22 protein-coding genes and 1 other RNA gene are annotated in these 22,315 nt (G+C 56.8%); 13 read left to right on the plus strand and 10 right to left on the minus strand.

Features of this window, described 5'->3' with window-relative positions; translation table 11 throughout:
• From CDI07_RS09760 to CDI07_RS09780, 5 genes are read left to right on the plus strand one after another with little or no spacing between them, the layout of a single operon-like run.
• On the plus strand, window positions 1-960 hold the full coding sequence (locus CDI07_RS09760) for an ABC transporter ATP-binding protein (RefSeq protein ID WP_088181446.1): 960 nt from the start codon (window positions 1-3) through the stop codon (window positions 958-960).
• 10 nt (window positions 961-970) lie between these two features.
• On the plus strand, window positions 971-1,978 hold the full coding sequence (locus tag CDI07_RS09765; RefSeq protein WP_088181447.1) for an ABC transporter ATP-binding protein: 1,008 nt from the start codon (window positions 971-973) through the stop codon (window positions 1,976-1,978).
• A 24-nt stretch (window positions 1,979-2,002) separates the two neighbouring features.
• Window positions 2,003-2,485 carry a hypothetical protein gene (locus CDI07_RS09770; protein ID WP_226996582.1) on the plus strand — a complete coding sequence of 161 codons (483 nt, stop codon included), beginning with the start codon at window positions 2,003-2,005 and terminating at the stop codon, window positions 2,483-2,485.
• Window positions 2,482-3,243 carry an NAD+ synthase gene (locus CDI07_RS09775; protein ID WP_088181449.1) on the plus strand — a complete coding sequence of 254 codons (762 nt, stop codon included), beginning with the start codon at window positions 2,482-2,484 and terminating at the stop codon, window positions 3,241-3,243. Before CDI07_RS09770 ends, CDI07_RS09775 begins: the two co-directional genes overlap by 4 nt.
• 9 nt (window positions 3,244-3,252) lie before the next feature.
• Window positions 3,253-4,137, plus strand: a complete 885-nt coding sequence (locus CDI07_RS09780; protein ID WP_088181450.1) for an EamA family transporter — start codon at window positions 3,253-3,255, stop codon at window positions 4,135-4,137.
• On the opposite strand, the gene glnA is transcribed toward CDI07_RS09780, so the two are convergent.
• On the minus strand, window positions 4,134-5,465 hold the full coding sequence (glnA, locus tag CDI07_RS09785; protein WP_088181451.1) for a type I glutamate--ammonia ligase: 1,332 nt from the start codon (window positions 5,463-5,465) through the stop codon (window positions 4,134-4,136). The two genes, CDI07_RS09780 and glnA, sit on opposite strands and share 4 nt — an antisense overlap.
• Before the next feature lie 220 nt (window positions 5,466-5,685).
• On the opposite strand from glnA, the gene CDI07_RS09790 reads away from it, so the two are divergent.
• From CDI07_RS09790 to rnpB, 4 genes are all read left to right on the plus strand, one after another.
• The gene (locus CDI07_RS09790) at window positions 5,686-6,093 is read left to right on the plus strand and encodes a DUF61 family protein (protein WP_088181452.1); all 408 of its coding nucleotides are present in this window, start codon (window positions 5,686-5,688) and stop codon (window positions 6,091-6,093) included.
• Between the two features lie 5 nt (window positions 6,094-6,098).
• Complete coding sequence (locus tag CDI07_RS09795; protein ID WP_088181453.1) at window positions 6,099-6,374, plus strand: hypothetical protein; 276 nt, start codon at window positions 6,099-6,101, stop codon at window positions 6,372-6,374.
• Between the two features lie 42 nt (window positions 6,375-6,416).
• Window positions 6,417-8,030, plus strand: a complete 1,614-nt coding sequence (locus CDI07_RS09800) for a hypothetical protein (protein ID WP_088181454.1) — start codon at window positions 6,417-6,419, stop codon at window positions 8,028-8,030.
• Between the two features lie 41 nt (window positions 8,031-8,071).
• Window positions 8,072-8,393: RNase P RNA component (gene rnpB, locus CDI07_RS09805), an RNA gene on the plus strand.
• Here the strand turns inward: rnpB and CDI07_RS09810 are convergent.
• The 3 genes from CDI07_RS09810 to priL are packed head-to-tail and all read right to left on the minus strand — an operon-like array spanning window position 8,379 to window position 11,474.
• Window positions 8,379-9,227, minus strand: a complete 849-nt coding sequence (locus tag CDI07_RS09810; RefSeq protein WP_088181455.1) for a DMT family transporter — start codon at window positions 9,225-9,227, stop codon at window positions 8,379-8,381. The genes rnpB and CDI07_RS09810 overlap by 15 nt on opposite strands.
• On the minus strand, window positions 9,224-10,264 hold the full coding sequence (priS, locus tag CDI07_RS09815; RefSeq protein ID WP_088181456.1) for a DNA primase catalytic subunit PriS: 1,041 nt from the start codon (window positions 10,262-10,264) through the stop codon (window positions 9,224-9,226). Before priS ends, CDI07_RS09810 begins: the two co-directional genes overlap by 4 nt.
• The gene (gene priL / locus CDI07_RS09820; protein WP_088181457.1) at window positions 10,257-11,474 is read right to left on the minus strand and encodes a DNA primase large subunit PriL; all 1,218 of its coding nucleotides are present in this window, start codon (window positions 11,472-11,474) and stop codon (window positions 10,257-10,259) included. Before priL ends, priS begins: the two co-directional genes overlap by 8 nt.
• Window positions 11,475-11,753: 279 nt before the next feature.
• Here priL and CDI07_RS09825 point away from each other — a divergent pair, with 279 nt between their 5' ends.
• From CDI07_RS09825 to CDI07_RS09835, 3 genes are all read left to right on the plus strand, one after another.
• Complete coding sequence (locus tag CDI07_RS09825; RefSeq protein ID WP_088181458.1) at window positions 11,754-12,503, plus strand: ATPase domain-containing protein; 750 nt, start codon at window positions 11,754-11,756, stop codon at window positions 12,501-12,503.
• A 67-nt stretch (window positions 12,504-12,570) separates the two neighbouring features.
• Window positions 12,571-13,737, plus strand: a complete 1,167-nt coding sequence (locus tag CDI07_RS09830; RefSeq protein ID WP_088181459.1) for a hypothetical protein — start codon at window positions 12,571-12,573, stop codon at window positions 13,735-13,737.
• Window positions 13,719-14,846: a tripartite tricarboxylate transporter permease gene (locus CDI07_RS09835; protein ID WP_088181460.1), complete on the plus strand. Its 1,128-nt coding sequence runs from the start codon at window positions 13,719-13,721 to the stop codon at window positions 14,844-14,846. The genes CDI07_RS09830 and CDI07_RS09835 overlap by 19 nt, the downstream gene beginning before the upstream one ends.
• Before the next feature lie 9 nt (window positions 14,847-14,855).
• Here CDI07_RS09835 and CDI07_RS09840 read toward each other — a convergent pair whose 3' ends face one another.
• Window positions 14,856-15,164, minus strand: coding sequence for a DUF5748 family protein (locus CDI07_RS09840; protein WP_088181461.1), 309 nt, complete (start codon window positions 15,162-15,164; stop codon window positions 14,856-14,858).
• Window positions 15,165-15,234: 70 nt separating this feature from the next.
• On the opposite strand from CDI07_RS09840, the gene CDI07_RS09845 reads away from it, so the two are divergent.
• Entirely contained in the window at window positions 15,235-16,425 is a 1,191-nt protein-coding gene (locus tag CDI07_RS09845; RefSeq protein WP_088181462.1) for a class I SAM-dependent rRNA methyltransferase, read from the plus strand.
• Between the two features lie 72 nt (window positions 16,426-16,497).
• On the opposite strand, the gene CDI07_RS09850 is transcribed toward CDI07_RS09845, so the two are convergent.
• From CDI07_RS09850 to CDI07_RS09870, 5 genes are all read right to left on the minus strand, one after another.
• A complete protein-coding gene (locus CDI07_RS09850; protein ID WP_088181463.1) occupies window positions 16,498-17,241 on the minus strand; it encodes an RlmF-related methyltransferase in 744 nt (247 codons plus the stop codon).
• 30 nt (window positions 17,242-17,271) lie between these two features.
• Window positions 17,272-18,549 (minus strand): serpin family protein, encoded by a 1,278-nt coding sequence (locus CDI07_RS09855; protein WP_088181464.1) that lies wholly within the window; start codon window positions 18,547-18,549, stop codon window positions 17,272-17,274.
• 87 nt (window positions 18,550-18,636) lie between these two features.
• The gene (locus CDI07_RS09860; RefSeq protein ID WP_088181465.1) at window positions 18,637-19,902 is read right to left on the minus strand and encodes a M20 family metallo-hydrolase; all 1,266 of its coding nucleotides are present in this window, start codon (window positions 19,900-19,902) and stop codon (window positions 18,637-18,639) included.
• Window positions 19,889-20,251 carry a PqqD family protein gene (locus CDI07_RS09865; RefSeq protein ID WP_088181466.1) on the minus strand — a complete coding sequence of 121 codons (363 nt, stop codon included), beginning with the start codon at window positions 20,249-20,251 and terminating at the stop codon, window positions 19,889-19,891. Before CDI07_RS09865 ends, CDI07_RS09860 begins: the two co-directional genes overlap by 14 nt.
• 53 nt (window positions 20,252-20,304) lie before the next feature.
• Window positions 20,305-22,179 (minus strand): OPT family oligopeptide transporter, encoded by a 1,875-nt coding sequence (locus CDI07_RS09870; RefSeq protein ID WP_088181467.1) that lies wholly within the window; start codon window positions 22,177-22,179, stop codon window positions 20,305-20,307.
• Between the last annotated feature and the right edge of the window lie 136 nt (window positions 22,180-22,315).

A 22,315-nucleotide genomic window follows, 5' to 3' on the forward strand; every position in this document is an offset into this window, starting at 1 on the left:
ATGGCTAAGAACGTGCTCGAAGTTAAGGACCTCAAGATGTATTACTTCACCAGCAAGGGTGTCGTCAAGGCCGTCGACAACCTCACCTTCAACCTCAGGAAGGGTGAAGTGCTTGGACTTGCCGGTGAGAGCGGATGCGGCAAGTCCTCCCTTGGTTTTACCCTTATGGGCATGCCGACCCCACCCGGCAAGATAGTCAGTGGAAGTGTGAAGATCGACGGAAGGGAGATAGTCGGTCTTCCCGAGGACGTCCTCAGGAAGGAGATTCGCTGGCAGAAGATATCCATGATATTCCAGGGTGCAATGAACGCCCTCAACCCGGTCTACACCGTCGGCTACCAGATGACCGAGCCGCTCATGCTCCACAAGGGAATGAGCAAGGAGGAGGCCCTTGACAGGGCTCAGAAGTACCTTGAGCTCGTCGGTCTTGACCCTGAGATCGTCTATCGCTACCCGCACGAGCTCTCTGGTGGTATGAAGCAGCGTGTCATCATCGCAACCGCCCTCCTGCTTGAGCCCGAGGTCGTCATCGCAGACGAGCCGACAACGGCACTCGACGTCGTCGTTCAGGCGCAGATCATCAACCTCATGAAGAAGCTGAAGAAGGAGCTCGGCCTCTCGATGATATTCATCACCCACGACCTCAGTATCCTCGCCGAGATCAGCGACAGGGTCGCGATAATGTACGCAGGTAAGATAGTCGAGATTGGTGACAGCGAGAAGGTCTACTACGAGCCGGCCCACCCGTACACCCAGAAGCTCCTCGCGGCAATACCGAGGCTCCACGAGGACGTTGAGAAGTTGGAGTTCATTCCTGGACAGCCGCCCAACCTCATCACGCCACCGAAGGGATGCCGCTTCCACCCGAGGTGCCCATACGCAATGCAGGTTTGTAAGGAGCAGGAACCCGAGCTGAAGGAAGTTGATAAGGACCACTACGCCGCATGCTGGCTGCTGTGAGGTGTGAGAAATGACCGAGCCGGTACTTAAAGTTGAGAACCTTAAGAAGTACTTCCCGATCAAGAGGGGATTCATAGACACGATCAAGGGTGCCCCGCAGAAGAAGGTCCACGCGGTGGACGGCATCAGCTTTGAGATATACAAGCAGCAGGTCTTCGCACTCGTCGGTGAGAGCGGTTGTGGTAAGTCCACCACCGGAAAGCTGATCGTCAAGCTCCTCGAGCCCACTGACGGCAGGATATACCTTGAGGGCAAGGATGTCACTGACATCAAGACCAAGGAGGAGATCCTTGACTACAGAAGGCACGTGCAGATAATCTTCCAGGACCCGTTCAGCTCGATGAACCCGAGGTTCAGGATATTCGACATCCTTGAGGAGCCGCTCCTCATACACGGCATAGGTGAAACCAAGGCAGAGCGTGAGGAACTCATCTACAAGGCCCTTGAGATGGTCAAGATAACCCCACCGGAGGACTACGTCGGCAGGTTCCCGCACATGCTCTCCGGCGGTCAGAGGCAGCGTGTCGCTATAGCCAGGGCCCTCATCCTCAACCCGACCTTCATCGTCGCCGACGAGCCGGTCTCGATGCTCGACGTTTCAATCCGTGCCGAGATCCTCGAGCTGATGAAGGAGCTCAAGGAGAAGATGGGCGTCACCTACCTCTACATCACCCACGACATGTCCACCGCTAGGTACTTCGCCGACTGGATGGCGGTCATGTACCTCGGAAGGATAGTCGAGATGGGACCGGTCGAGAAGGTCATCGACAACCCGCTCCACCCGTACACCAGGGCACTGCTCGCGGCCGTTCCAGAGCCGAAGCCTGAGCGCAGGAACATCATCAAGGAGCTGCCGATCAGGGGTGAGGTGCCCAACGCCGTTGACATCCCGCCGGGATGCCGCTTCCACCCGAGGTGCATCTACGCCCAGAAGGGACTCTGCGACACCAAGCACCCGCAGCTCGTCGAGTACGAGCACAACCACTGGGCCGAGTGCCACCTCGTTGGCAAGTACTGACCCCTTCTTTTCTTTCTCTAGGTGATGCCGATGGGAACGCTCAGGGACGCTATGGGCTATCCTCTTCTGAGGGTCGGACTGATAATGCTCATCCTCGCCCTGCTCATATCCATCGCGGGTTTCTATCGCGTTGACAAGTCCTACTCCGCGAGCGGAACCCTTGGGGAGGGCATGCACTACCTGGGGGACGACAAATTCGAGAGTGAGTACCTGTACCACAACAGAACCCTCGTTCTCTATTCCTCCAACGCGAACCTCTCCCTCCTCCAGGGGACCGAGATGACCAACTACACGCTGGTGAACCGCGAGATAACGCTCCATCCAACGGAGAGACCGGTGATATATGTTTTTAACGGGAGCGTGAATTATACTTACAGTGCAACCGCCGTTGACTACCCCTACGCGGTCTACTCCCTCTTTGCCTTCGTGCTGATGCTGGTGGGGGTCGTCATGGCGTTCCTGGGGTACTCCCAGTTCCTGAGGGACGTGAAGGAGGGTAAGAAATGAGGAAGCTTGATTACGGCGCCGCCGTTGAGAGGATAAAGGAGTTCATTCGTGAGAAGGTCGAAGAGGCTGGTGTGGACGGGGTCGTCGTGGGTGTAAGCGGGGGCATAGACAGCGCCACCGTCGCGTACCTCGCCGCAGAGGCCCTTGGGAGGGAGAGAGTTCTCGGCCTGATAATGCCCTACTACGAGAACCGCGATCTTGACGACGCCAAGCTCGTCTGTGAGAGCCTGGGGATTGACTACAAGGTGGTCAACATAAAGCCCATCGTGGACGAGTTCGAGAGGGCCGTTGGAGGACTCGACACAAAGAGCAGGGGAAACATCATGGCCAGAACGAGGATGGTCCTGCTGTACGCCCACGCCAACGCCATGAACCGCCTCGTCCTCGGAACCAGCAACAGGAGTGAGTTTCTCACTGGATACTTCACGAAATGGGGCGACGGTGCCAGCGACTACGCTCCGCTCATAAACCTCTACAAGACCGAGGTCTGGGAGATAGCAAAGCTCCTCGGGGTTCCGGAGAGGATAATCGAAAAGAAGCCGTCGGCCGGCCTGTGGGAGGGACAGACGGACGAGGACGAGCTCGGGATAAGCTACCGCCTCCTCGACGAGATACTCTGGCGCATGATCGACCTCGGAAAGGAAAAGGCTGAAATAGCGAGGGAGCTTGGAATCGACATCGAAACCGTCGAATACGTCGAGAAACTCGTGAAGGGCAGCGAACACAAGAGGCGCCTCCCGGTTGGCCCCGTCTTCTGAGGTGAGTCCATGAAGCGAGGCTACATTTTCGTTTTTCTAGCCGCCTCCATGTGGGGGACGCTGGGCATATTCGCCAAGTACCTCGACGGCTTCGGGCTGACCCCCTTCACTATGGTGTTCTACCGCGTTTTCTTCGCCATAGTTCTGCTGGCGGCCTATCTTCGCCTCATGGGCATAGGACTCTCCCTCGAGCGCTCCCGCCTTAGGTTCTACGCCCTCTACGGCTTCTTCAGCATCTTCCTCTTCTACACGCTGTACTTCTACACGGTAACGATATCCTCGGTGTCCTTCGCCGTTCTGCTCCTCTACACCGCCCCGGTGTATTCGATAATCCTGGGCAGGCTGGTGTTCAACGAGCCCCTGATGAGGGAGAAAATCGCCGCCCTGGCGATGGTTATGCTGGGCGTTCTCCTAGTGAACTGGGGGGACATGCAGTTCTCCACCAAGGCGCTGATATTTGGGCTACTGACCGGCCTGACCTACGCGCTCTACGGCGTTCTTGCGAAGTTTGCCGTCAGGGACGACGAGCCCGAGAAGGCGCTCTTCTACACGCTCCTCTTTGGCATGCTGTACCTCCTGCCCTTCACGGACTTCTCGGTGCCCTCGGGCGCGGTTCCGTATCTCTTTGCCCTGGCGTTCTTTCCGACGTTCCTCGGATACATACTCTACAACCACGCTCTGAGGGAGATTGAGGTCAGCAGGGCCAGCATAGTCGCCACGATTGAACCGGTGGTTGCGATAACACTGGCGTTCCTGCTCTTCGGTGAGACCCTCACCTTTGAACAGCTAATCGGGGCTGCCCTCATAATAGGCGGCTCGACGCTGGTGCACCTGAAGGAGAAAGAAAAGCCCGAGGAAACGGTCCTCGAGGAAGTGCTCGAAGAGATTCACTAGACGTGGAAGTACCTCTCCAGCTCCCACTCGGTTACCTTCTTTGTTCCCTCCGGGAGACCCTTGGCGCCGAGGTATTCTAGGTATCCATCCCACTCGCGTTCCTTGTAGGCCATGAAGTTCCTGTACGCCCCACCCAGGGCTTCCCTGACAACTTTATCTTCCTTCAGCCACTCAAGGGCTTCGCCGAGGCTTTCCGGGAGCGTGTCTATGCCGAGGCTCTCACGCCGGGAGTCGTCCATCTCGTAGACGTTCTCCTCCACGTAGGCTTCAGGTTCAATTTTCCTTTTTATACCGTCCAGCCCGGCCATAAGTATCGCGGCAAAGGCCAGGTAGGGGTTTGCGCTTGGGTCCGGGCAGCGGTACTCTATCCTGGCGCCGTTGCCCCAGAACGCCGGAACCCTTATCAGTGTGCTCCTGTTCCTGTATCCCCAGCTTGTGTACACCGGGGCCTCGTAGCCTGGAACGAGGCGCTTGTAGCTGTTCACCGTCGGGTTCGTTACCGCCGTCAGGGCTTTCGCATGGGCGAGTACACCCCCGAGGAAGTGGAGCGCCGTTTCGCTGAGTCCATCGTCGCCGATGAACGCGTTCTTCCCGTCCTCCCAGAGGCTTATGTGAAGGTGCATTCCGTTGCCGGGGAATCCGTAGAGGGGTTTGGGCATGAACGTGGCGTAGAGGCCGTGGGCCTCGGCGGTCGCCTTCACTATGTGCTTGAAGCTGATGATGTTGTCGGCCGTCTTGAGTGCCTCGTCATAGCGGAAGTCAATCTCATGCTGGGCCTTCCCGACCTCGTGGTGGAGAACCTCCGGAACGAGTCCGAGGGCCGGCATGTGGAGCGCTATCTCCCTGCGTATACCCCTGGCTTTGTCGAGGGTCACCAGGTCGAAGTAGCCGCCGCTGTCGGGTATCTGAAGCTCCCAGGAGCCGTTCTTTCTGAAGAGGTAGAACTCTGGTTCTGGCCCTATATACGCCTTGAATCCTGCCTTTTCAAGCTCTCCAAGGGCATCCCTGAGGACGCCCCTGGGGTCCGCAGGATAGGGTTTATCCCCCTTGTATATGTACCCGTAGACCCTGGAGACGCCTTCCCATGGGACTTCGGCGTAGGTTGAGGGGTCCGCTTTGAAAATTAAATCGCTGTCCTCTATCCCTTCGAATCCCGGAATCGAGGAGCCATCGAAGGCTATGCCGTCCTCTATAGCCTCGTCGTATCTCCCTATGGGGACCTCCATGCCCTTCGGAACGCCGTTGATGTCCACGAAAATGAGCTGGATGAACCTCACCCTCTTCGATTCAAGTCCGTGTCCCACGCCGGACGTGATCAAATCGTTCATCTTTATCACCTATTATTGCTTAAATGTTCAGTATTAACACCATCTTATTGAACGATTAACCCAATAAAAGCCTTTTCACTGGATTTTTGTCATTATGACGACGGTGCGCTTGAATCCTCCTTTGATTGACAAGAAACTGTCATTTTATCTGCCTGTTCTGACGATTTTTAACAAATTAGTGTTAAGCAAAGGTTTATTGGATTCGCGAGTAGGCACGAACATGCCGAAGGCAGAGGACATACTAAACAGGGAGATAGCCAGGGTGAACCTCCACCTTCCCGCCAGCAGACCCACGCTGGGGGAGCTGCTCAACGAGAATGAGCCTAGAGTCAGACTGCGGGATGGGAGCTACCACTACTTCAAACGCTCCGAGCTGGAGTACCTTCTCTCCCTCCTCGATAGGGGCGAGGAGGAGCGTCTCAGGATACCGATAGTGCTCGAGATAAGCACCCTCTACAGGGGGTACTTTAGGGTGAGGGGCCGTATTGAGGTTAAGGTCATGGACAAAATCCTCGGCACCTACGATATCCTGGAGGAGAAGGCGGAGGAGCTGTACCCCAGGTACCTCCTTCCGAAAATCAGAAAAGCCCTCCCGACGACAACGACCTACGCCTTCATAACGGAGTGATGGGTATGGACGAAGACCTAAGGGTTTTAAGGGACTACCTGGCCTTCACGGTTCCCCACGTCACGGTGCTCGCAGGAGCGCTCCTGGGGGTTCTCCTGATATTGGGGATTAGCGTTAACACCGCCCTGGGAATATTCGCGATATTCTACGGTTTTATGCTCTTCGTGCTCGGTCTCGTCATAGGGCCCCACCTCTCCAGGCTCCTCTGGTACAGGCTCATGATGGCCGCCTTTGCCGGTTTGATGGTCGTGGGTGCCCTTATTCTGCTCTATGGAGAGTAGCCTTTATATGGGTGAAAACACAACTATTGGTGGTGGGAACGCATGAGAAAGACAGCGGTTGCGTTTATCCTTTTGATGCTGGTCATGGCGCTTCTCCCCCGGTCCTCGGCTCAGTTCGTCAGTTTCACGACGAACGATGAGATAACCCTGCTGCGCGGCGACTACAGCAGCGGGACGATAATGTTGACGAACGCCGGCGGCTTCAGCTTCAAGGTGGTCAGCTACCAGAAGTTCTGGGTCGAGGACGCGGACGGAAACAAGATTTCGGGCTTCAATCTAACTATTAAGCCAACGATATTCACCGACTGGACATCCCAGAAGACGTACTCCGTCTCGTACAACATATCCTGCGCCTCCAACGTCTCCGGCGGAACCTACACCCTCTATCTGCGTTTTCTGGCGTACACCGCCGACAACTCGATGTACATAGTTCACGCCACGGTTCCGCTCCACATAATCGAGAGCGCCCTGAACTTCGGAGTTGCCGATGCCTACGTGAAGGAGAGGCCCGGCTCGTCCTACGCCCTCAACGGGGAAACCATAGTGGTGTTCTCCCACGTCGACAACATCGGCCACTCGGACGTCATGGTTGAGGCCTCCGTTTCCCTGTCATCGGGCGGCAAGGTCTACTTCTTCGAGAACAGAACGCTGGCTATGAAGCCCGGGGACAACCTGATACGTTTCGAGGTTCCCGTTGGCTACGACCTCCCGGAGGGAACGTACAGGCTGGAGTACCGCATCGGGTACGACGGCGGAAGCTACAGGTACTCCCGCGAAATCCCGGTTCGTTTCGGGGTTAAACTCGTTGGCCTCTCCCTCCAGTCGGACGTCGTGAAGCTCGGTGAGAAAAACAGGGCCTACCTCACCCTCCTGTCGGAGAGGACGGTTGGCCTCAACCTGACCGTGGAGACCTACAGGAACGGAAGCCTCGTCTCGAACACCACGACACCGGTTACCGTTAAGGGCGGCACGGACGTGATCGAGGCGGAACTTCCGACCAACGTATCAGGAAACCTGACCTCTGTCATAGAGCTGACCTTCGATGGGAGGATCATCGGAAGCGGTAAGGTCTCCTACAAGGTGCAGGCCCCGCCGGTCATCCGCAACGTGACCTACGAGAGGGTCTCTGACGAGGAGGTTATGTTTAAAATCACGATGGAGAACCCCAACTACGAGGAGGTTCAGGGCGAATTTGGATACAGAATCGTCGCCGATGGCAACGTCCTCTACAAGGATTCGCTCCAGAGCGTGCTCAAACCGGGAACCAACGAGGTCTCCCTGAAGTTTGAGCTGCCCGTGGGGAAGGTCGTTGAGTACGAGTTTACCCTGAGCGCGATGGGTGAAACCAGCACGTCCAAGGGAGAGCTGTACCTGCAGCCCCCTGCGCCCCCAACGACAACCACTACCACCACGACCACCACCGCTTCGAACACCACGACGACAACCTCGTCGGGAGCCTCCGGAGGCCTGTGGATAGGTCTCGTCATCGTGGCCTTCCTCCTGCTCGTCGCTGGGGCTTTCTACTACACCCGCGAGGGCGGAAAATCCAAAAAACGTGCCAGGCCCAAACCGAAGAGGCGCTCGCCCCTCGGAAGGTTCAGGAGGCCCAAGGAGCCCAAGTTCAAGGAGAACAAGGAACTCCCCAAGAAGAAGTGAATACCAAACTTTTTTATCCCTCCTTTTCTAACTCCCCTTCGGCGAGGGGGTCGGGGACTCTCGGGGCACTCCCGAGGAAGTTCCGCCCACCGCACCGGGGCCGCGGTGCCGCAAGGCACCTCCCGAGAGGGAGGGCAACGGCGCAGAAACGACACGTCCCGGCGGGTATGGGGATGAAAGCGGCGAAGGGCCCGGCGACGGTGCCCGAGCTAACCCGCAGACGACCCGTCGGGGACCGGTGAAACGGCCGTCCCGCGGGGTGCAAGGCCGAGGGAGGGGCGATGAGTTCCCGGTGGGAGCCCCGTGGTAGGCCGCTCAGTCGAATGTCCCCTTGAGACAGAAGGCGGGCTACGACCCCCTCGCCTTGACGTCCAGCAGGGATGCGAGGAGTATCAGGGCCCCTCCAATCGCGGTTCTTATTCCCGGAACCTCCCCGAATATCAGAAAGGCGTAGACTATCGCGCTCATGGGGTCTAGGTAACTCAGCAGGGCTGCCTCGTTGACCTCGACATCCTTGAGCCCGTCCATGTAGAGGAACAGCGCCAGAACTGTGTGAACCGCAACGAGGATGAAAATCGCCCACCAGGCAGGTTCTCCGGCGCCCGAGAGGGCCATAAACGGGGCGAGCACGAGCGATGCTATTGCGAGCTGGAGGAAAGTCAGCGTTTTGCCTTCGATTCCGCGCAGGAACCTTCCGAGGTTCGGTATCAGGGCGTAGAAGAAAGCCGCCACCAGAGCGAGCAGAATCCCTATGAAGTCCTTGTCGCCTAGGTCAACGTTCTGGCCGCTCATGATCAGGATAAGCCCGGCGAAGGCAGTGCCTATAAGGAGCCAGCTCTTCAGGCTCAGTTTCTCTCCCAGGAACTTCCACGAGATAACCGTCGCTATTATCGGGGCCAGGTAGTAGACGAGAACCGCGTTGGCTATGGTGGTGTAGTTAAACGCCGTGAACAGGAAGACCCAGTTCAGGGCGAGGGAAACGCCCAGCGCCAAGAGGGGCTTCCACCTGGCCTTCAGGAGGGGGAGGAGTGATTGGAGCCATTCCCTCCTTCTCATTAGGATGGCGAGGAGCAGGAGGGCGCCAAGGGCCACCCTGAAGAAGGCAACCCCTAGGCCGGATAGGTTCGAGAAGCGTGCGAATATCCCCACGCTGCCCCATATCAGCATCGCCGTGGCTATCTTTATCCTTCCGTTCACAGTTCATCCCCGTGCTCTTCCAGCCACTCCCCGTAGGCTTCCCTGACCTCTTTCCTTCTGAATCTAGGAACCGCATCCTCGAACGGGTTGAACCGCTCAAGTTTTTTCTCGTCCGAGCCGATGTAGGTCGTTACGAGGCCGACTTTGGAATGGAGGCTCGACGGGAGGCGCAGGATTCTTTTAACATCAACAGTGACCCTTCCGTCAAAGTAGGCCTTTGAGAACGTACTCGATAGGGAGAACAGTCTCGTCAGGGTTTTGTACCCTATCCCCCTCGGGAACGCGGTCAGAAGGCCCTTCCTCACAAAGCCCTCGTATATATCCTCCTTGCTTTCCAGAACCTTCTCGACCTGCCCCCTCTTCAGGCCTATGTTGAGGAGGTGGTTCTCGTTGACCCGCCTTATGAAGTATCCGAACCTGAGGCGGAAGACCCTGTAATAGCCCGAGGAGAGCATTATCCTCCTGCTCTGGATATCATCGAAGGTTACGTCCTCTGCGGCACTGACGTAAGCCAGCACCCTCTCCCTGGCCTTTCCGTCGAGGGAGAGTGCCCATTCATCCAGAACGCGGATGTGGTAGCCTCTCCCGGAGTATATCACGTGAACGTTCTCGAAGCCGAAGTCCTCCTTGAGAATCACCAGGGTGTCCCTCGCCAGCTCCTTCGCGTCCTCGAGGCATATCGGGCACACCTGGCCGTGCTCGTGAAGGTGGGAGCACCTCCTCAGCGGCAGGTCCTTCGCGTCTATATCGAAGACCAGCTCTGCCCCGAGCCAGCCGCTCATGCCCTTGGGCTCCTCGTAGAGGGCGACGCTGGAGTATATCGCGTACGGGGCCGTTGCCCGTATGTAGTCGCCCAGATCGCGAACATCGAGGAAGACGTTCTTTCTGTCGCTCGGTCCCTCTCCGGTGTGGTCGAAGCCGAACTCCCTGTTCTCCAGGGTTTCGACTATGAAGTCCGGGAGTTTCTCGGGGCTCCATTCCTTCGAGTAGTAGAGCTTCCGCTCCTTCGGCGTGGCCTCCCTGAACAGCTCAGCCATTCTCCTCACCGCCCTCGACGCTTTCCTTCTCGCCGGCTTTTCCTCTGTTTTCAAGGTAGAGACGTCTCAGATAGTACGTCAGCGGGTTCTTGATGTTCCTGCAGTGTCTGTCCGGCTTGCAGAGCTGCGGGGCGTTTGCCCGTATCTTGGAGCAGTTCGGCGGGAAGTACCACGTGGAGTTTCCGCTGTCCTCGAGGGTTGGCTTGTCCGTCAGGCCGAAGCCGAGGTGATACCAGATGTTCTTGACCTCGTGGGGCTGGTCCTCGAAGAGTGGCGGGCTGCAGCGGTTACCAGCCTCGATTATCACAGGAAGTATCTCCTTCTCAACGATGCTCAGGTCGCTCACGCAGTCCCTTACCCTGATGTCCCTCCTGGGGGGATTGGGGCACAGCCTCGCGTAGCTCAGGAAGCTCGTGAGGAGAACCGTTATGGCGTAGTTCCTCAGCCCGGACGGAACGCCCCCGAGGGCGGTTTTAACACACGGAGGGAAGAGGTCAAAGCGCAGCGGCTGAGCTTCTGCCGAGCCCATCCTTTCGAGCCTTTCCTTGAAGTGCTCCCTCGCGACTTCCCCGAGTCTCTCGTAGAGCCTGAGGTAGTACTCCGGAAGCTCGTCCCTCACCTCATAGAGCAGGTTCACCGCCCTTTCAAAGTTCCTCTCGAAGGACCTCTCCCACAGCCTCAGTCCCTGTTCCTCCGTGAGGTATGCGTAGCCTCTCCTGATGTACACCTCCTTGAGGCTGCCATCCCACAGCTCCAGAAGCTTTCCGAGGGGTATCTTGTACTTCAGCCTGAGCCTCTCCCTCTCCCCGGGAGGGAGTTCCTGGTGGTGGGTTCTCTCAAGTATTGTTCTGTCCCTGGTGGGTATCTCGTCCGTATCCACGCTCTCCAGGGCGATTGAGGTTCCCCTTATCCTCCCCGCCCGTCTAAGTCTCTCGGAGTATATCCTGGCGTTGCTCTCCTTCACGAGCTCCATCTCTATGCCGTAGGGTGAAAACGCAAGGGCGCCCAGAAGGGCGTAGAACGTCAGCAGGTCCTGAACGTCTCCAAGTCCGAGAATCTCCTCCGGAATCTCGCCCGATTTCACCCACGAGACCCTCTCTATGGCCTGGTCTATTCCCACGTAGGAGGGGATGATTGAGAGCAGTTCGCTTATTCCACCGAACTCCTCCTTGACGAGCCGCTTGGCTCTATCTCCGAAGGGATCAAGCATGGCTTCACCTCTCATCGATAGGTGGATGTTGGAGCATAAAACGGTTTCCGTGGTGTTGTGGATTATATATCCTTCCCAACTACGGATTCTCCAAAAACCCTCAGGGCGGCCGTTTATGGCGCTTGCAGCCCCAAATAGCGCGAACTTCCGAACAATCCCCGGGATATATTGATTTAAACGTGAGTGGCCACTTGCACCCCAAAAGTTTTATATCTCTTTGGTTCCAGATGTTATATTAGACAAAGGAGAGAGTTCGTAAAGATTTCACGGGTGATTTGGATGGTCATGAAATACACCGTCAAAAGAGTAAAAAGCGGTATCCCTGGTTTTGACGATTTAATCGAGGGTGGTTTTCCCGCGGGAACGACCGTCTTGGTTACAGGGCCAACTGGAAGCGGTAAGACTACTTTTGGAGTTCAGTTCGTCTACAAGGGTGCCGCTGAGCATGACGAACCCGGAGTCATAGTCACCCTTGAGGAAAGGGCGCAGGACCTCAGAAGGGAGATGCTGGCCTTCGGATGGGACCTTGAAAAGTACGAGAGGGAGAGAAAGATAGCCATAGTTGACGGCGTCAGCGCGGTTGTCGGGCTACCCTCCGAGGAGCAGTACGTTCTCGAGGGCAACCTCAACGCCGAGGACTTTCTCCGCTACATATACCGTGTCGTCAAGGCGATAAACGCCAAGAGACTGGTGATAGACTCGATCCCCTCCATAGCCTTTAGACTCCAGGAGGAGGGCAAGATAAGGGAGGTTCTTCTCCAGCTCAACACGATACTCCTTGAGATGGGCGTCACATCGATACTGACCACCGAGGCCCCCGACCCCAGCAGGGGTAGAATAAGCCGCTATGGAATGGAGGAGTACATAGCAAGGGGCGTTGTCCTTCTGGACTTCGTCGAGAAGGAGGTCGAACTGAAGCGCTACCTCCTCATCAGGAAGATGCGCGAGACCAAGCACTCCATGAAGAAGTACCCCTTCGAGATCAACGAGGAAGGCATCGTCGTCTACCCGAGCGGCGAAGTCTACTGACCCTCTTCTTTTCCACCCTCACCGTTAATGGGGTAAGTTTTTTAAGGTCCAATTCTTACTATCAAACATGGTGACAAATAAAAGACTGACAGTTGTTCTGTTGATTGGTTCGTTAGTGGTTCTGCTGGTCATGGCCCACATCGGCGCAACCACGGGAGGCTCCGACGAGTTCACCGGCGTCTGCGTGTACTCCTCGGGCTCCTTCTCGCTCCTGAGCGATGGACGGACCACGGTGGGGGTGTACGCATCCCTCCAGGAGGGCGAGATTTACCGAGCGGTAGGAAGGATGTACAACACGACCTCTGGAGCAAGGCTCAGGGATGTTCGAATAGAGCCTGCCGAGCCGGACTTTCCCCTCTCCACCGTGGAAGGCGCCTACTGGCCGTCATCGGGCCTTTACATATTGACGCCGGGGAGGGTGAGGCTGGCGATCGCTCTCCCCGTGGAAAAGGGTCGAATCGTGAGGGTCGAGGGCATATGGTATCGAAACAGGTTCTACCCCCTCAGATACAGGGTTCTTGGGTTTCCGAGGAAGCCCAGAGAGAGCATGCCATGGGTCGTCGAGGGAACCGTGATTTACAACGGCTCAAGAACCGTGATCTGGAACGGAAGCGAGGAGGTTGTTCTCTATCTCCCCTACGGCACAAGCCTCGAAGTTGGGGAGCGCGTGAGGGTGGTGGGAATAGTCAGGTTCTACTCAAAGCTTTCCCTCATCGTTGATTCGCCCGATGATGTTGTCGTAACGGGCCGCGCGGAGCGGGTTCCGGTTTCAGAGGCGTCCATCGGAGACATCGCCGTCGGTAACTGCACCGTAATTGCAGCCGGTCGCTCCCTGAAGCTCGACTGCACAGGGTTGAGGCTCCACAACTTCAGGGCCAGGGTCGGTGACAGAATTCACTTTGAGGCCGTCAGGAGGAGGTCTTCACTCCACTGCCTGAAGTGCGAAGTCATCGAGCCCAGGGAAGGGCTGCCCAACGGGATATGCTCCTTCTCTGACGGGGCCTTTGCAAGGATAGCCGGATGGGTTGAATGGGTCAGGGTTTACAGGAACGGCTTTGGACTGGCGAACGTCACCAACGGCGACTGCTGGGTTCTCCTCAAACTTAGAAAGTCACTCAACGTCTCCCTCGAGGCTAACGAGACGGTAACGGCCTACGGGTTCTTCACCACCTACAGGAACATGCCCGCCTTTGAAGTTGCTTCGGGTGATGACCTTTGCTCCGGGAACTGCTGAGCGGAGTCCTCGCGGGAACCATTAGCGGTATCCTCCCCGGAATCCACGTGAACACCCTTGGGGCGTTTTTGGCGACCGCGGGGATAGGCGGGAACCTGCTGCTCTTCTCGATGGGTTTAACCCATACGTTCCTGGACGTCGTTCCGTCGGCTTTCCTCGGCGTTCCTGACGAGGGAACGGCCCTTGGAATCCTGCCGGCGCACAGGCTCGTTCTCCGCGGAAGGGCTATGGAGGTCGTTAGGATAGCGCTGTGGGCGAGCTTTCTGGCGGTTTTCATGACGATTCTCATCTCCCCCGTCTATCCCGTGCTGGCGGGCGCTTACACTCCAAAGATTGGGAGGACGGTCGTATGCTTTCTGGCCGTTTTCCTGATCCTCACCGAGGGGGGCCTGAAAAAGCTCCACGCGGCTCTGGTGTTCATTCTCTCCGGCCTTTTTGGAGTCCTGGCTTTCTGGCTCCCACTGAGACAGCCGTACTACCACCTATTCACGGGACTCTTCGGTTTGCCCGTGCTCATCACAGCGATCGTGAATGGGACCGGGAGCCTATCGGGAGGTGATGGAAAAATCAGAATGGACTTGAAACGCTTCATAGGCTTTTCCTTTCTGGGAACCCTCCTTGGGATGATGGCCTCGCTGATCCCAGCGTTCACCGCCTCTCAGGCGGCCCTGATTGGCTCTTTTCTCTCCAGGGACGAACGCTCGTTTCTGACGGTCGTTTTTTCCGTCAACACCGCCAACTTCCTGTTTTCGTTCGTGAACTTCCTGGAAACCAGGAGGGTGAGAAACGGCATCGTGGCGCTCATGACCCCCGATGCCGTGGGATTCCTGCCGTACTACGCCCTGGCGGCCCTCTTCGTCTCCCTTCTGGTTCTGAGTTACGGCGAGCCGCTGGCGGCCATCATACTCAAGGCCCTGTCACGTGTGCCCTATAGGCTCCTGAATGGTGCGGTTGTGGTTGCCCTCCTGCTTCTCTCCCTGTACTTCGACGGCCTCCTGGGACTCCTCGTCCTTACGGGGGGAGCCATGATAGGGCTTCTGGCAATGGGCCTCGGCGTCAAAAGAACGAACTGTATGGGAGTTCTCATGCTCCAAATAATAATCGGATAAGAAGAGGAATCAGGGAGATTTCTCCTTCAGAATCCTCTGGAGTTCGTTGTAGTCCGTTACTATTCTCTTGTCGTCCAGCGTAGTGAAGTACGCCTTCTTGACCCGAATCTTCTTCGTACTTACGTACTTCTTCTCGGGCGGATCGTAAGAACCGGGCTCGACGACCTCGTCTTCGATCGTGTACATGCCGAGGTCGGGTTGGCCGACGTATTTCCAGACTTCGTAGAAGACCTCCGGCTCAAGGTGGATTTCGCCGTCAATCTCTATCCAATCCGCCCCTATTTCCTCGAGAAACTCTTTCACTACCTCGAAGTGCATAGAATCACCGGCATAATATAGGACGCTAAGGGTTATATACCTATCGCCGAACTTCAACCGGTGGTGAGAGATGGCGAAGGTGATAGTTGACGCCCAGGCCGCGAGGGCGATAGGAAAAGGCGCGATGATAGTCTTCAAAAAGGGTGTTGTGAGAACCGAGGGCGAGTTTTCACCCGGTGACGTTGTCGAGGTGTACACTCGGGGCGGCAAGTTCCTTGGAAAGGGATTCGTCAACCCCAACTCCAACATCATGATCAGGCTCGTCACCAAGGACAGAGACGTTGAGATAAACAAGGAGCTCTTCCGCGAGAGGATTAGGAGGGCCAACGAGTACAGGAAAAAGGTCCTCGGCTACGACAAGGCATACCGTATGGTCTACGGCGAGGCGGACTACCTCCCCGGCCTTATAGTTGACCGCTTCAACGAGATAGCCTCGCTCCAAATTTCGAGCATCGGGATGGAGAAGTTCAAGCTCGACTTGGCCGAGGCCATCATGGAGGCTGAACCTGAAATCGAGACCGTCTTCGAGAAGAACACGGGGAGGAGCAGGCGCAGGGAGGGTCTGCCAGAAATCGAGCGCGTCCTCCTCGGCAAGGAGAAGTACAGGACGATAATCAAGGAGGGGAAGGCGAGGTTCATCGTCGATATGCGTGGCCAGAAGACGGGTTTCTTCCTCGACCAGAGGGAGAACCGTATTGCCTTGGAGAAGTACGTTAAACCCGGAATGAGGGTTCTCGATGTATTCACCTACACCGGCGGCTTCGCGATACACGCCGCTGTCGCCGGGGCGGATGAAGTTGTCGCCGTCGACAAGTCCCCCTGGGCGATCAACATGGTGAAGGAGAACGCCAAGCTCAACGGCGTCGAGGATAGGATGAAGTACGTCGTTGGCTCGGCCTTCCCGATCATGGAGGAGATGATAAAGAGGGGTGAGAAGTTCGATATAGTGATCCTCGATCCCCCTGCATTCGTCCAGCATGAGAAGGACCTCAAGCGCGGGCTTAGGGCGTATTTCAACGTGAACTACGCTGGTTTACAGCTGGTGAAGGAAGGGGGCATACTCGTCACGGCATCGTGCTCCCAGCACGTTGACATGCAGGCCTTCAAGGACATGGTGATAGCGGCCGCGGCCAAGGCGGGCAAGTTCCTCAAGCTCCTTGAACCCTACAGAACCCAGGCGCCGGACCACCCGATACTTATGGCCTCGAAGGACACGGAGTACCTCAAGGCGCTCTTCCTCTACGTTGAGGACATGAAGTGAATTTGGGGACGATGAGGAGAAAGCACCTCCTCTGAGCCGGCGTGGATGCTGAAACGCCCACGGTCCGAGTCCCTAAACGGATAAAATCAAACTGTGCCTCCACCGCGTTCCAGCTTTAAAGCGCACGTCCCTCACGGAGTAGCCCAGCTCTTCTCCCTTTTTCGTTATGGCATTTATCAGCGGCTTTTTGTCCGGAAGAAAGAGAGCTACCTTTCCCCGGGGCTTCAGGTATTCCAGAGCCTCCTCGATGAGCCTCACCGAGAAAGCCTCCCCGTGTTCGCCTCCACCAACGCCTTCCCTCTCCGTCAGAACGCCCCTTGTCGGCCTCTCGTAGTAGGGCGGGGCGGAAAAGATTACGTCAAAGCGCTCGCCCTCAGGGATTACCCCCTTGATTACCCCACCGTTGCTTTTGATTAACCTGACTTTTCCCCCGTTCTGCTCGATGTTCTTCCTAGCATACTCGAAGAACTCCCCGTCGAGCTCCGTCGCGGTAACATCGCACTTGAAGAGCTTCTCAGCCATGAGGGCCATCATCGCGGTATGGCCGGTTCCAATCTCAAGAACCCTCTCTCCCCCGCGCAGGAAGGTCTTGAGGAATAGGTAGCGCGAGACAGGGGTGGTCACGAGCCCGCGCGGGTGGTACTCTATCTCCAGCCCGAAGAGGGCCTTCGCTATCGCCCTGTTGTAGAGTATCCTCGCTTCCCTGTTCGAGAAATCGAGCCTTCCGCGCTCGTCTATGTAATTGTTCAGCTCCGGAAACAGCTTCACGGCTTCCTTTACAGGCAGTCCGAGCTTTCCGTCCTTCCAGGCTGGCATGAAAAGAGTTGGGGGAGGGGCTTAAAAAGCTCAACCCCTCGGGTCCATCAGCCTGCCCATGAAGAGTACCGCCCCCGTTTCCCTGTCTACTATGAGGAACAGGAACGGGTGGTCTGCTTTGAAAACCTTGTACTCCGGCTCTTCTCCTGGTGCAGAGGCGGCCTCAATTATAACGGCCGTCGCCGCGGCCGCCTCGGTGCCGTTCTCTGCGACGCTTATGAAGGTCTTATGTATCACGTCGCTTATGAAGAGCCTCTCGACATCGGTGATTCCCGAGAAGTTCGCTCTACCGCTGAATGCCTCCCTCATACCCATGTCGATGAGCGGCATCTTTAACGAGTAGCTCGCCTCGAACCTGAACTTGGGAACCGTCACGTCGACGAGTTCAGGCATCATGCCCTTCCTGAGCTCCCGGATGAACTCCGGCGTGAGCTTCCCCTCGATGCCTGAGGGGGAGTTATCCCTGGGCAGTATTATCAGCATGCTCAGCAGGCCGCCCTCGTAGGGCATCTCGAGGGCCTGGAGTTCGTCGTTCTCGGTGTAGTTAAAGGTTCCCCTCTGGTGCATCATGGGAACCGTTATCTTTTCGCCCGAGGCGAGGGTGAAGCTCTCGTTGGCCGTGTCCCTCGGGTCAAACCTGCTCGACCAGTTGGCTCGGAAGTATATCGCGTTGGTTATCACGAGCCTTGTGTACTCGTTCAACGCCCCTTTCGGGACGAGGTCCTTTATCCTGCCCATTGTTTGCTCCTCGGCCCAGCGGTTTATCTCCTCCGCCGCTCCATCTGGGTTCTTAACGAAGTCAACGTTCCTCACGTCTCCCAGGTAGAACTCCCTGATTATCCAGAGGTATCGCTCGTTCACAGGGTAGCCCCTCTGCATCCAGAGCGCGTTGGCGGTGCTGAGGACGTAGGGCCCGTTCGATGGATTAAGGGAGAGTATCAGGTATCTGAAGCCCGTCCATCTGGCCTCGTCGTCCCCGGGCAGGTGCAGGACTTTCCCCATCTCCTCCCGAGTGCTTCCGTTCGCCCCCTCGTAGGCCATCGCCAGGGCGACCTCCACGCTGTAGGGCGAGAAGAATATGTTTCCTCCTTTCGCGCTCAGCTCGCGGTACAGGTCGAAGGTAAAAGCATTTAGGCCCTCAACAACTGGCCTTTCCTGCCCCTCCTTCAGAACGTCGTACTTGGTCATCGGGGGAGTGAACGTTTTGCTCGAGGAACTCGGAGAAACCGTTGACGTTCCTTCGTTATTGGCTATGCAGCCGGATGCAACGACCATGAAGATGATGAGGGCAGCCAGTACGTACCTCATGATGTTCACCCTGGGTTATGTTGGGCGGGATGATATAAATGGCTGGCGATGGTTTCAATCGCGTTTGAAACAAAATGGGAAGAAGGGTCAGAGAAGAGCTAGGGCCGCCATGACCTTGGCGTCCTCGACCATGTTCTTTATCCAGGCGTACTCGTTGGGCTGGTGGGCGGTCTCGTCGAGCGTCGCCCAGACAACCGCTGGAATCCCGAGTTTCCTGAAGTAGGCCGCGAAGGTTCCGCCTCCTATTCCTCCTACCTTGGCTTCCTTTCCGCGGAGCTTCCTGAGCGCCTCCTGGAGGAGCTTCACTATCTCGCTGTTCGGGTCGGTTGGCTCCGGGGCGTCCATGCGCTGGAGGATCTCGAACTCTATCTCCGGTAGAACCTTTCCATCGAACTCCTTTCTGTACTTCTCTTTGATCTCCTCGGCCAGCCTCTCGGCGTCTTTCAGAATTTCATCTATGCTGTACCTCGGCAGAATCCTGCAGTCGAAAACCACTTCGTGCTCGCCGGGAGCTATGTTCGGGCTGTCGGCCGGGCCGTGAACCATCGTCGGCTCGAATGTGCTCTCCGGCGGGTCGAAGAGCTCGTCCCTCTCGCCGTACTTCTCGTGGAGGAGTTTGTCGAGGTGGTAGGCGAAGTCGAGGGCGACGCGGTGGGCGTTCAGGCCTTTGTCGGGCATGCTGGCGTGGACCTGCTTGCCCCTAACCTTTACCCTGAGCCAGAGGATGCTCTTCTCGGCCACCTCGATGAAGGTGCCCTCCTCGTTTCCTCCGTCGGGCACAAGAACCAGGTCGTCCTTTCTGAACAGCTCCGGGTGCTCCTTCATCAGCCACTCGACGCCGTACTTGCTGCCGGTCTCCTCGTCGCTGACGAAGGCCAGGATGACCGTTCTCTTCGGCCTTATCCCGAGGTTCATCATGGCCCTTACCGCGTAGAGTGAAGCCACCAAGCTCTGCCCGTTGTCCTCGCTTCCGCGCCCGTAGACCTTGCCGTCCTTGACGATCGGCTTGAAGGGCTCCGTGACTGTCCACTTGCTCATGTCCCCGGGCGGAACGACGTCTATGTGGGTAAGAATCCATATTCTCGGGCTCTTCTCGCCGTTCCGACCGTAGTAGTAGGCCAAAATGCTCGGCCTGACGCCGTTCTTGGCCCTCTCATCGGGTGCGTTGTAGACCTCGACCTTGTCGAAGGGCCAGTCCTTGATTATCTCGAGCAGCTTCTGGGCCTTGTCGTACTCCCCCTCATAGCCATAGTCTGGGCTTATGGCGGGGATTTTAATCAGTTCGACGAGGGTGTTAACCATCTCGTCCTGGAGCTTCTCAATCTCCTTTGAGATTTTTTCAAGCTCTGTCATTCCTATCACCACCGTAGATTAGCTCGTTTCCGTTTTTAAACTCAACTAGGTACCTTTTCCCCAGTTCGAAAAGAAACGTTATCAGACGCTCGTAAAGAGGCTCAACTTCGTCCCCAAAGCGTGCCTTCAGGGCCTTTCCTATCTCCCTGACGGTTCTCCGCCCGTCGCAGAGCTCCCACGTGTAGGCCCCTATCTCATCGAGCTCTATCCTTCTGTGCTCGCCGTGGAGCTTCCTCGCCAGAAAGTCAAGCTTGGATTCCATCGGTATGAGAAGGTAGTACTTTCCCTCGATCTTCTTCAGCTCGACCTTCTCGTTGCGCACTGGCACGAGGTTCATGTATTCCTCCATGCTCATTCCTCCGGCGTTCAAAATTTAAAGGTTGGGAAAGGGAAAAGAAGAAATCACTTCTTCTTGCCGGTCATGTATAGCCAGACCGCTATTCCGGCCAGAAGGACGACACCGAGGAGGTTGCTGCTGAAGCCGAAGCTCGGTGCCACGCCTGCAACGATGAGGGCGGCGAAGAATATGCCCATGAGGGCCTCACCAGCGATGAGTCCTGCGGCACCGAGGACTCCTGGGTCGGTTGGGCTCTCCTCGTCGCTGCCCCTGGCCTTGCCGACGAAGTGTCTGACGAGACCGCCGATGAATATCGGAACGCCGAGGCTGAGCGGCAGGTAGATACCGACCGCGACCGGCATGACCGGGGTCCTGAACTTGGAGCCCTTCATGGCGAGTATCTCGTCGATGATTATGAGGGCTATGGCTATTCCTGCGCCGATGTATATCATGTTCCACTCGAGGTTGCCGGTGAAGACACCCTCGGTGACCTTGGCCATGAGGAACGCCTGCGGGGCAGCCAAGGCGTTCTCCTTTGCCGTCGGGGTTCCGGCTATACCGTAGGCCTGGATGAGCAGGTTGAGCACCGGGGCCATAACGAGGGCGGCGAAGAACGTTCCGACTATCTCGAAGACCTGCTGCCTCTTCGGTGTTGCTCCGACGAAGTAACCGGTGGCGAGGTCCTGCATGGTGTCACCGGCTATGGCTGCGGCGGTACATATGACTGCCGCGACGAGGATGGTCGCTGCCATGCCCTCCATTCCGCTGAGGCCGAGGCCCTTGAGGACGAATGCCGTGAAGAGCAGGCTCATGATGGTGATTCCAGAGACCGGGTTGTTGGAGGAACCAACGACACCCGCGAGGTAGCCGGCTATCGAGCTTCCGAGGAAGCCGACTATGAGGAGTATCACCGCCATTATTGCCGCGATTCCGATGGAGCCGATGATGTGGAAGTAGAGCAGGAACAGCGGAACGACGAATGCTCCTATGAGCACCAGCACGTAGTTGAGCGGAAGGTCCTCCTCGGTCCTGAGTATGGCCTCTCCCGACTGCTTCCTCTTTGCAACCTCAAGGCCGGCCTTGATACCTCTCTTGATTGGATTCCTGAGCTTGATGAGGCTCCAGAGACCACCGACGACCATCGCGCCGACACCCATGTAGCGGATCTTGGTGCTCCAGATGGTCCACGCGAGGTCAAGCGGGCTGAGGTCGGTGTGACCCATCTGGCCGGCGTAGAGCGGGATGGCTATGAACCAGGCTATGGCGCCTCCGAGGAAGACGAGGAATGCTATGTTGAGGCCGACGATGTAACCGACGGCTATGAGCGCCGCTGAGAGGTCGCTTCCGAGGTAGTAAACGCGAGAACCGACCATCTTTGCGGCCTCGACGGTTCCGGACCAGAGGCCCGAGCTTCCGAAGAGCTTGAAGAGACCGCCGAAGATTCCACCGTAGAGTATCGGCTTGGCGTGGCTTCCACCCCTGTCACCCGCTATGAGAACCTCTGCACAGGCGGTACCTTCAGGATAGGGGAGCCTTTCCTCGACGATGAAGGCCCTCCTCAGCACGATGGTGAAGAGCGCACCGAGGGAACCGCCGAGCGCCGCTATCAGCGTCACGATGTAGTACGGGAAGGTCGTGTAGTAGCCGAGAACGACCAGCGCCGGGAACGTGAAGATTACTCCCGCCGCGAGCGACTCACCGGCTGAAGCGGCAGTCTGGACCATGTTGTTCTCCAGGATGTTTCTGTCCTTGAACGCGAAGAGTATGGCCATTGAGATGACCGCCGCTGGAATGCTGGCGCTTACCGTCATTCCCGCGTACATTCCAAGGTAGGCGTTCGCTGCGCCCATCACTATTGAAAGGACTATACCCAAAATAAAAGCCTTGACTGTGTATTCTGGGAGTGATTTTTCAGGTGGTATGTACGGTTTTAACTCCATAACCTACACCTCCCGAATGGTGGCGTAGTGAGTGAACACTTCTGATGTTAAAAATGTTTTGCTAAATAGGTATTTTTACAAGTTCTATGGAAAATTTGTCATTATAGTGTAACATTTCGTAATACAAACAGATGTA

This window comes from Thermococcus sp. 5-4 (assembly GCF_002197185.1).
GTDB lineage: Archaea > Methanobacteriota_B > Thermococci > Thermococcales > Thermococcaceae > Thermococcus > Thermococcus radiotolerans.

Excerpts from the sequence above, each read along its gene's own strand:
- CDI07_RS09865 (WP_088181466.1), bottom strand. The coding sequence starts at position 20,251 with ATGGAGGAATACATGAACCTCGTGCCAGTGCGCAACGAGAAGGTCGAG.
- CDI07_RS09850 (WP_088181463.1), bottom strand. The coding sequence starts at position 17,241 with ATGCCAGCCTGGAAGGACGGAAAGCTCGGACTGCCTGTAAAGGAAGCC.
- priS (WP_088181456.1), bottom strand. The coding sequence starts at position 10,264 with ATGGCTGAGCTGTTCAGGGAGGCCACGCCGAAGGAGCGGAAGCTCTAC.
- CDI07_RS09795 (WP_088181453.1), top strand. The coding sequence starts at position 6,099 with ATGGACGAAGACCTAAGGGTTTTAAGGGACTACCTGGCCTTCACGGTT.
- CDI07_RS09765 (WP_088181447.1), top strand. The coding sequence starts at position 971 with ATGACCGAGCCGGTACTTAAAGTTGAGAACCTTAAGAAGTACTTCCCG.
- CDI07_RS09780 (WP_088181450.1), top strand. The coding sequence starts at position 3,253 with ATGAAGCGAGGCTACATTTTCGTTTTTCTAGCCGCCTCCATGTGGGGG.
- CDI07_RS09855 (WP_088181464.1), bottom strand. The coding sequence starts at position 18,549 with ATGAGGTACGTACTGGCTGCCCTCATCATCTTCATGGTCGTTGCATCC.
- priL (WP_088181457.1), bottom strand. The coding sequence starts at position 11,474 with ATGCTTGATCCCTTCGGAGATAGAGCCAAGCGGCTCGTCAAGGAGGAG.
- CDI07_RS09845 (WP_088181462.1), top strand. The coding sequence starts at position 15,235 with ATGGCGAAGGTGATAGTTGACGCCCAGGCCGCGAGGGCGATAGGAAAA.
- CDI07_RS09760 (WP_088181446.1), top strand. The coding sequence starts at position 1 with ATGGCTAAGAACGTGCTCGAAGTTAAGGACCTCAAGATGTATTACTTC.
- CDI07_RS09830 (WP_088181459.1), top strand. The coding sequence starts at position 12,571 with ATGGTGACAAATAAAAGACTGACAGTTGTTCTGTTGATTGGTTCGTTA.
- CDI07_RS09825 (WP_088181458.1), top strand. The coding sequence starts at position 11,754 with ATGGTCATGAAATACACCGTCAAAAGAGTAAAAAGCGGTATCCCTGGT.
- glnA (WP_088181451.1), bottom strand. The coding sequence starts at position 5,465 with ATGAACGATTTGATCACGTCCGGCGTGGGACACGGACTTGAATCGAAG.
- CDI07_RS09840 (WP_088181461.1), bottom strand. The coding sequence starts at position 15,164 with ATGCACTTCGAGGTAGTGAAAGAGTTTCTCGAGGAAATAGGGGCGGAT.
- CDI07_RS09860 (WP_088181465.1), bottom strand. The coding sequence starts at position 19,902 with ATGACAGAGCTTGAAAAAATCTCAAAGGAGATTGAGAAGCTCCAGGAC.
- CDI07_RS09800 (WP_088181454.1), top strand. The coding sequence starts at position 6,417 with ATGAGAAAGACAGCGGTTGCGTTTATCCTTTTGATGCTGGTCATGGCG.
- CDI07_RS09870 (WP_088181467.1), bottom strand. The coding sequence starts at position 22,179 with ATGGAGTTAAAACCGTACATACCACCTGAAAAATCACTCCCAGAATAC.
- CDI07_RS09775 (WP_088181449.1), top strand. The coding sequence starts at position 2,482 with ATGAGGAAGCTTGATTACGGCGCCGCCGTTGAGAGGATAAAGGAGTTC.
- CDI07_RS09790 (WP_088181452.1), top strand. The coding sequence starts at position 5,686 with ATGCCGAAGGCAGAGGACATACTAAACAGGGAGATAGCCAGGGTGAAC.
- CDI07_RS09770 (WP_226996582.1), top strand. The coding sequence starts at position 2,003 with ATGCCGATGGGAACGCTCAGGGACGCTATGGGCTATCCTCTTCTGAGG.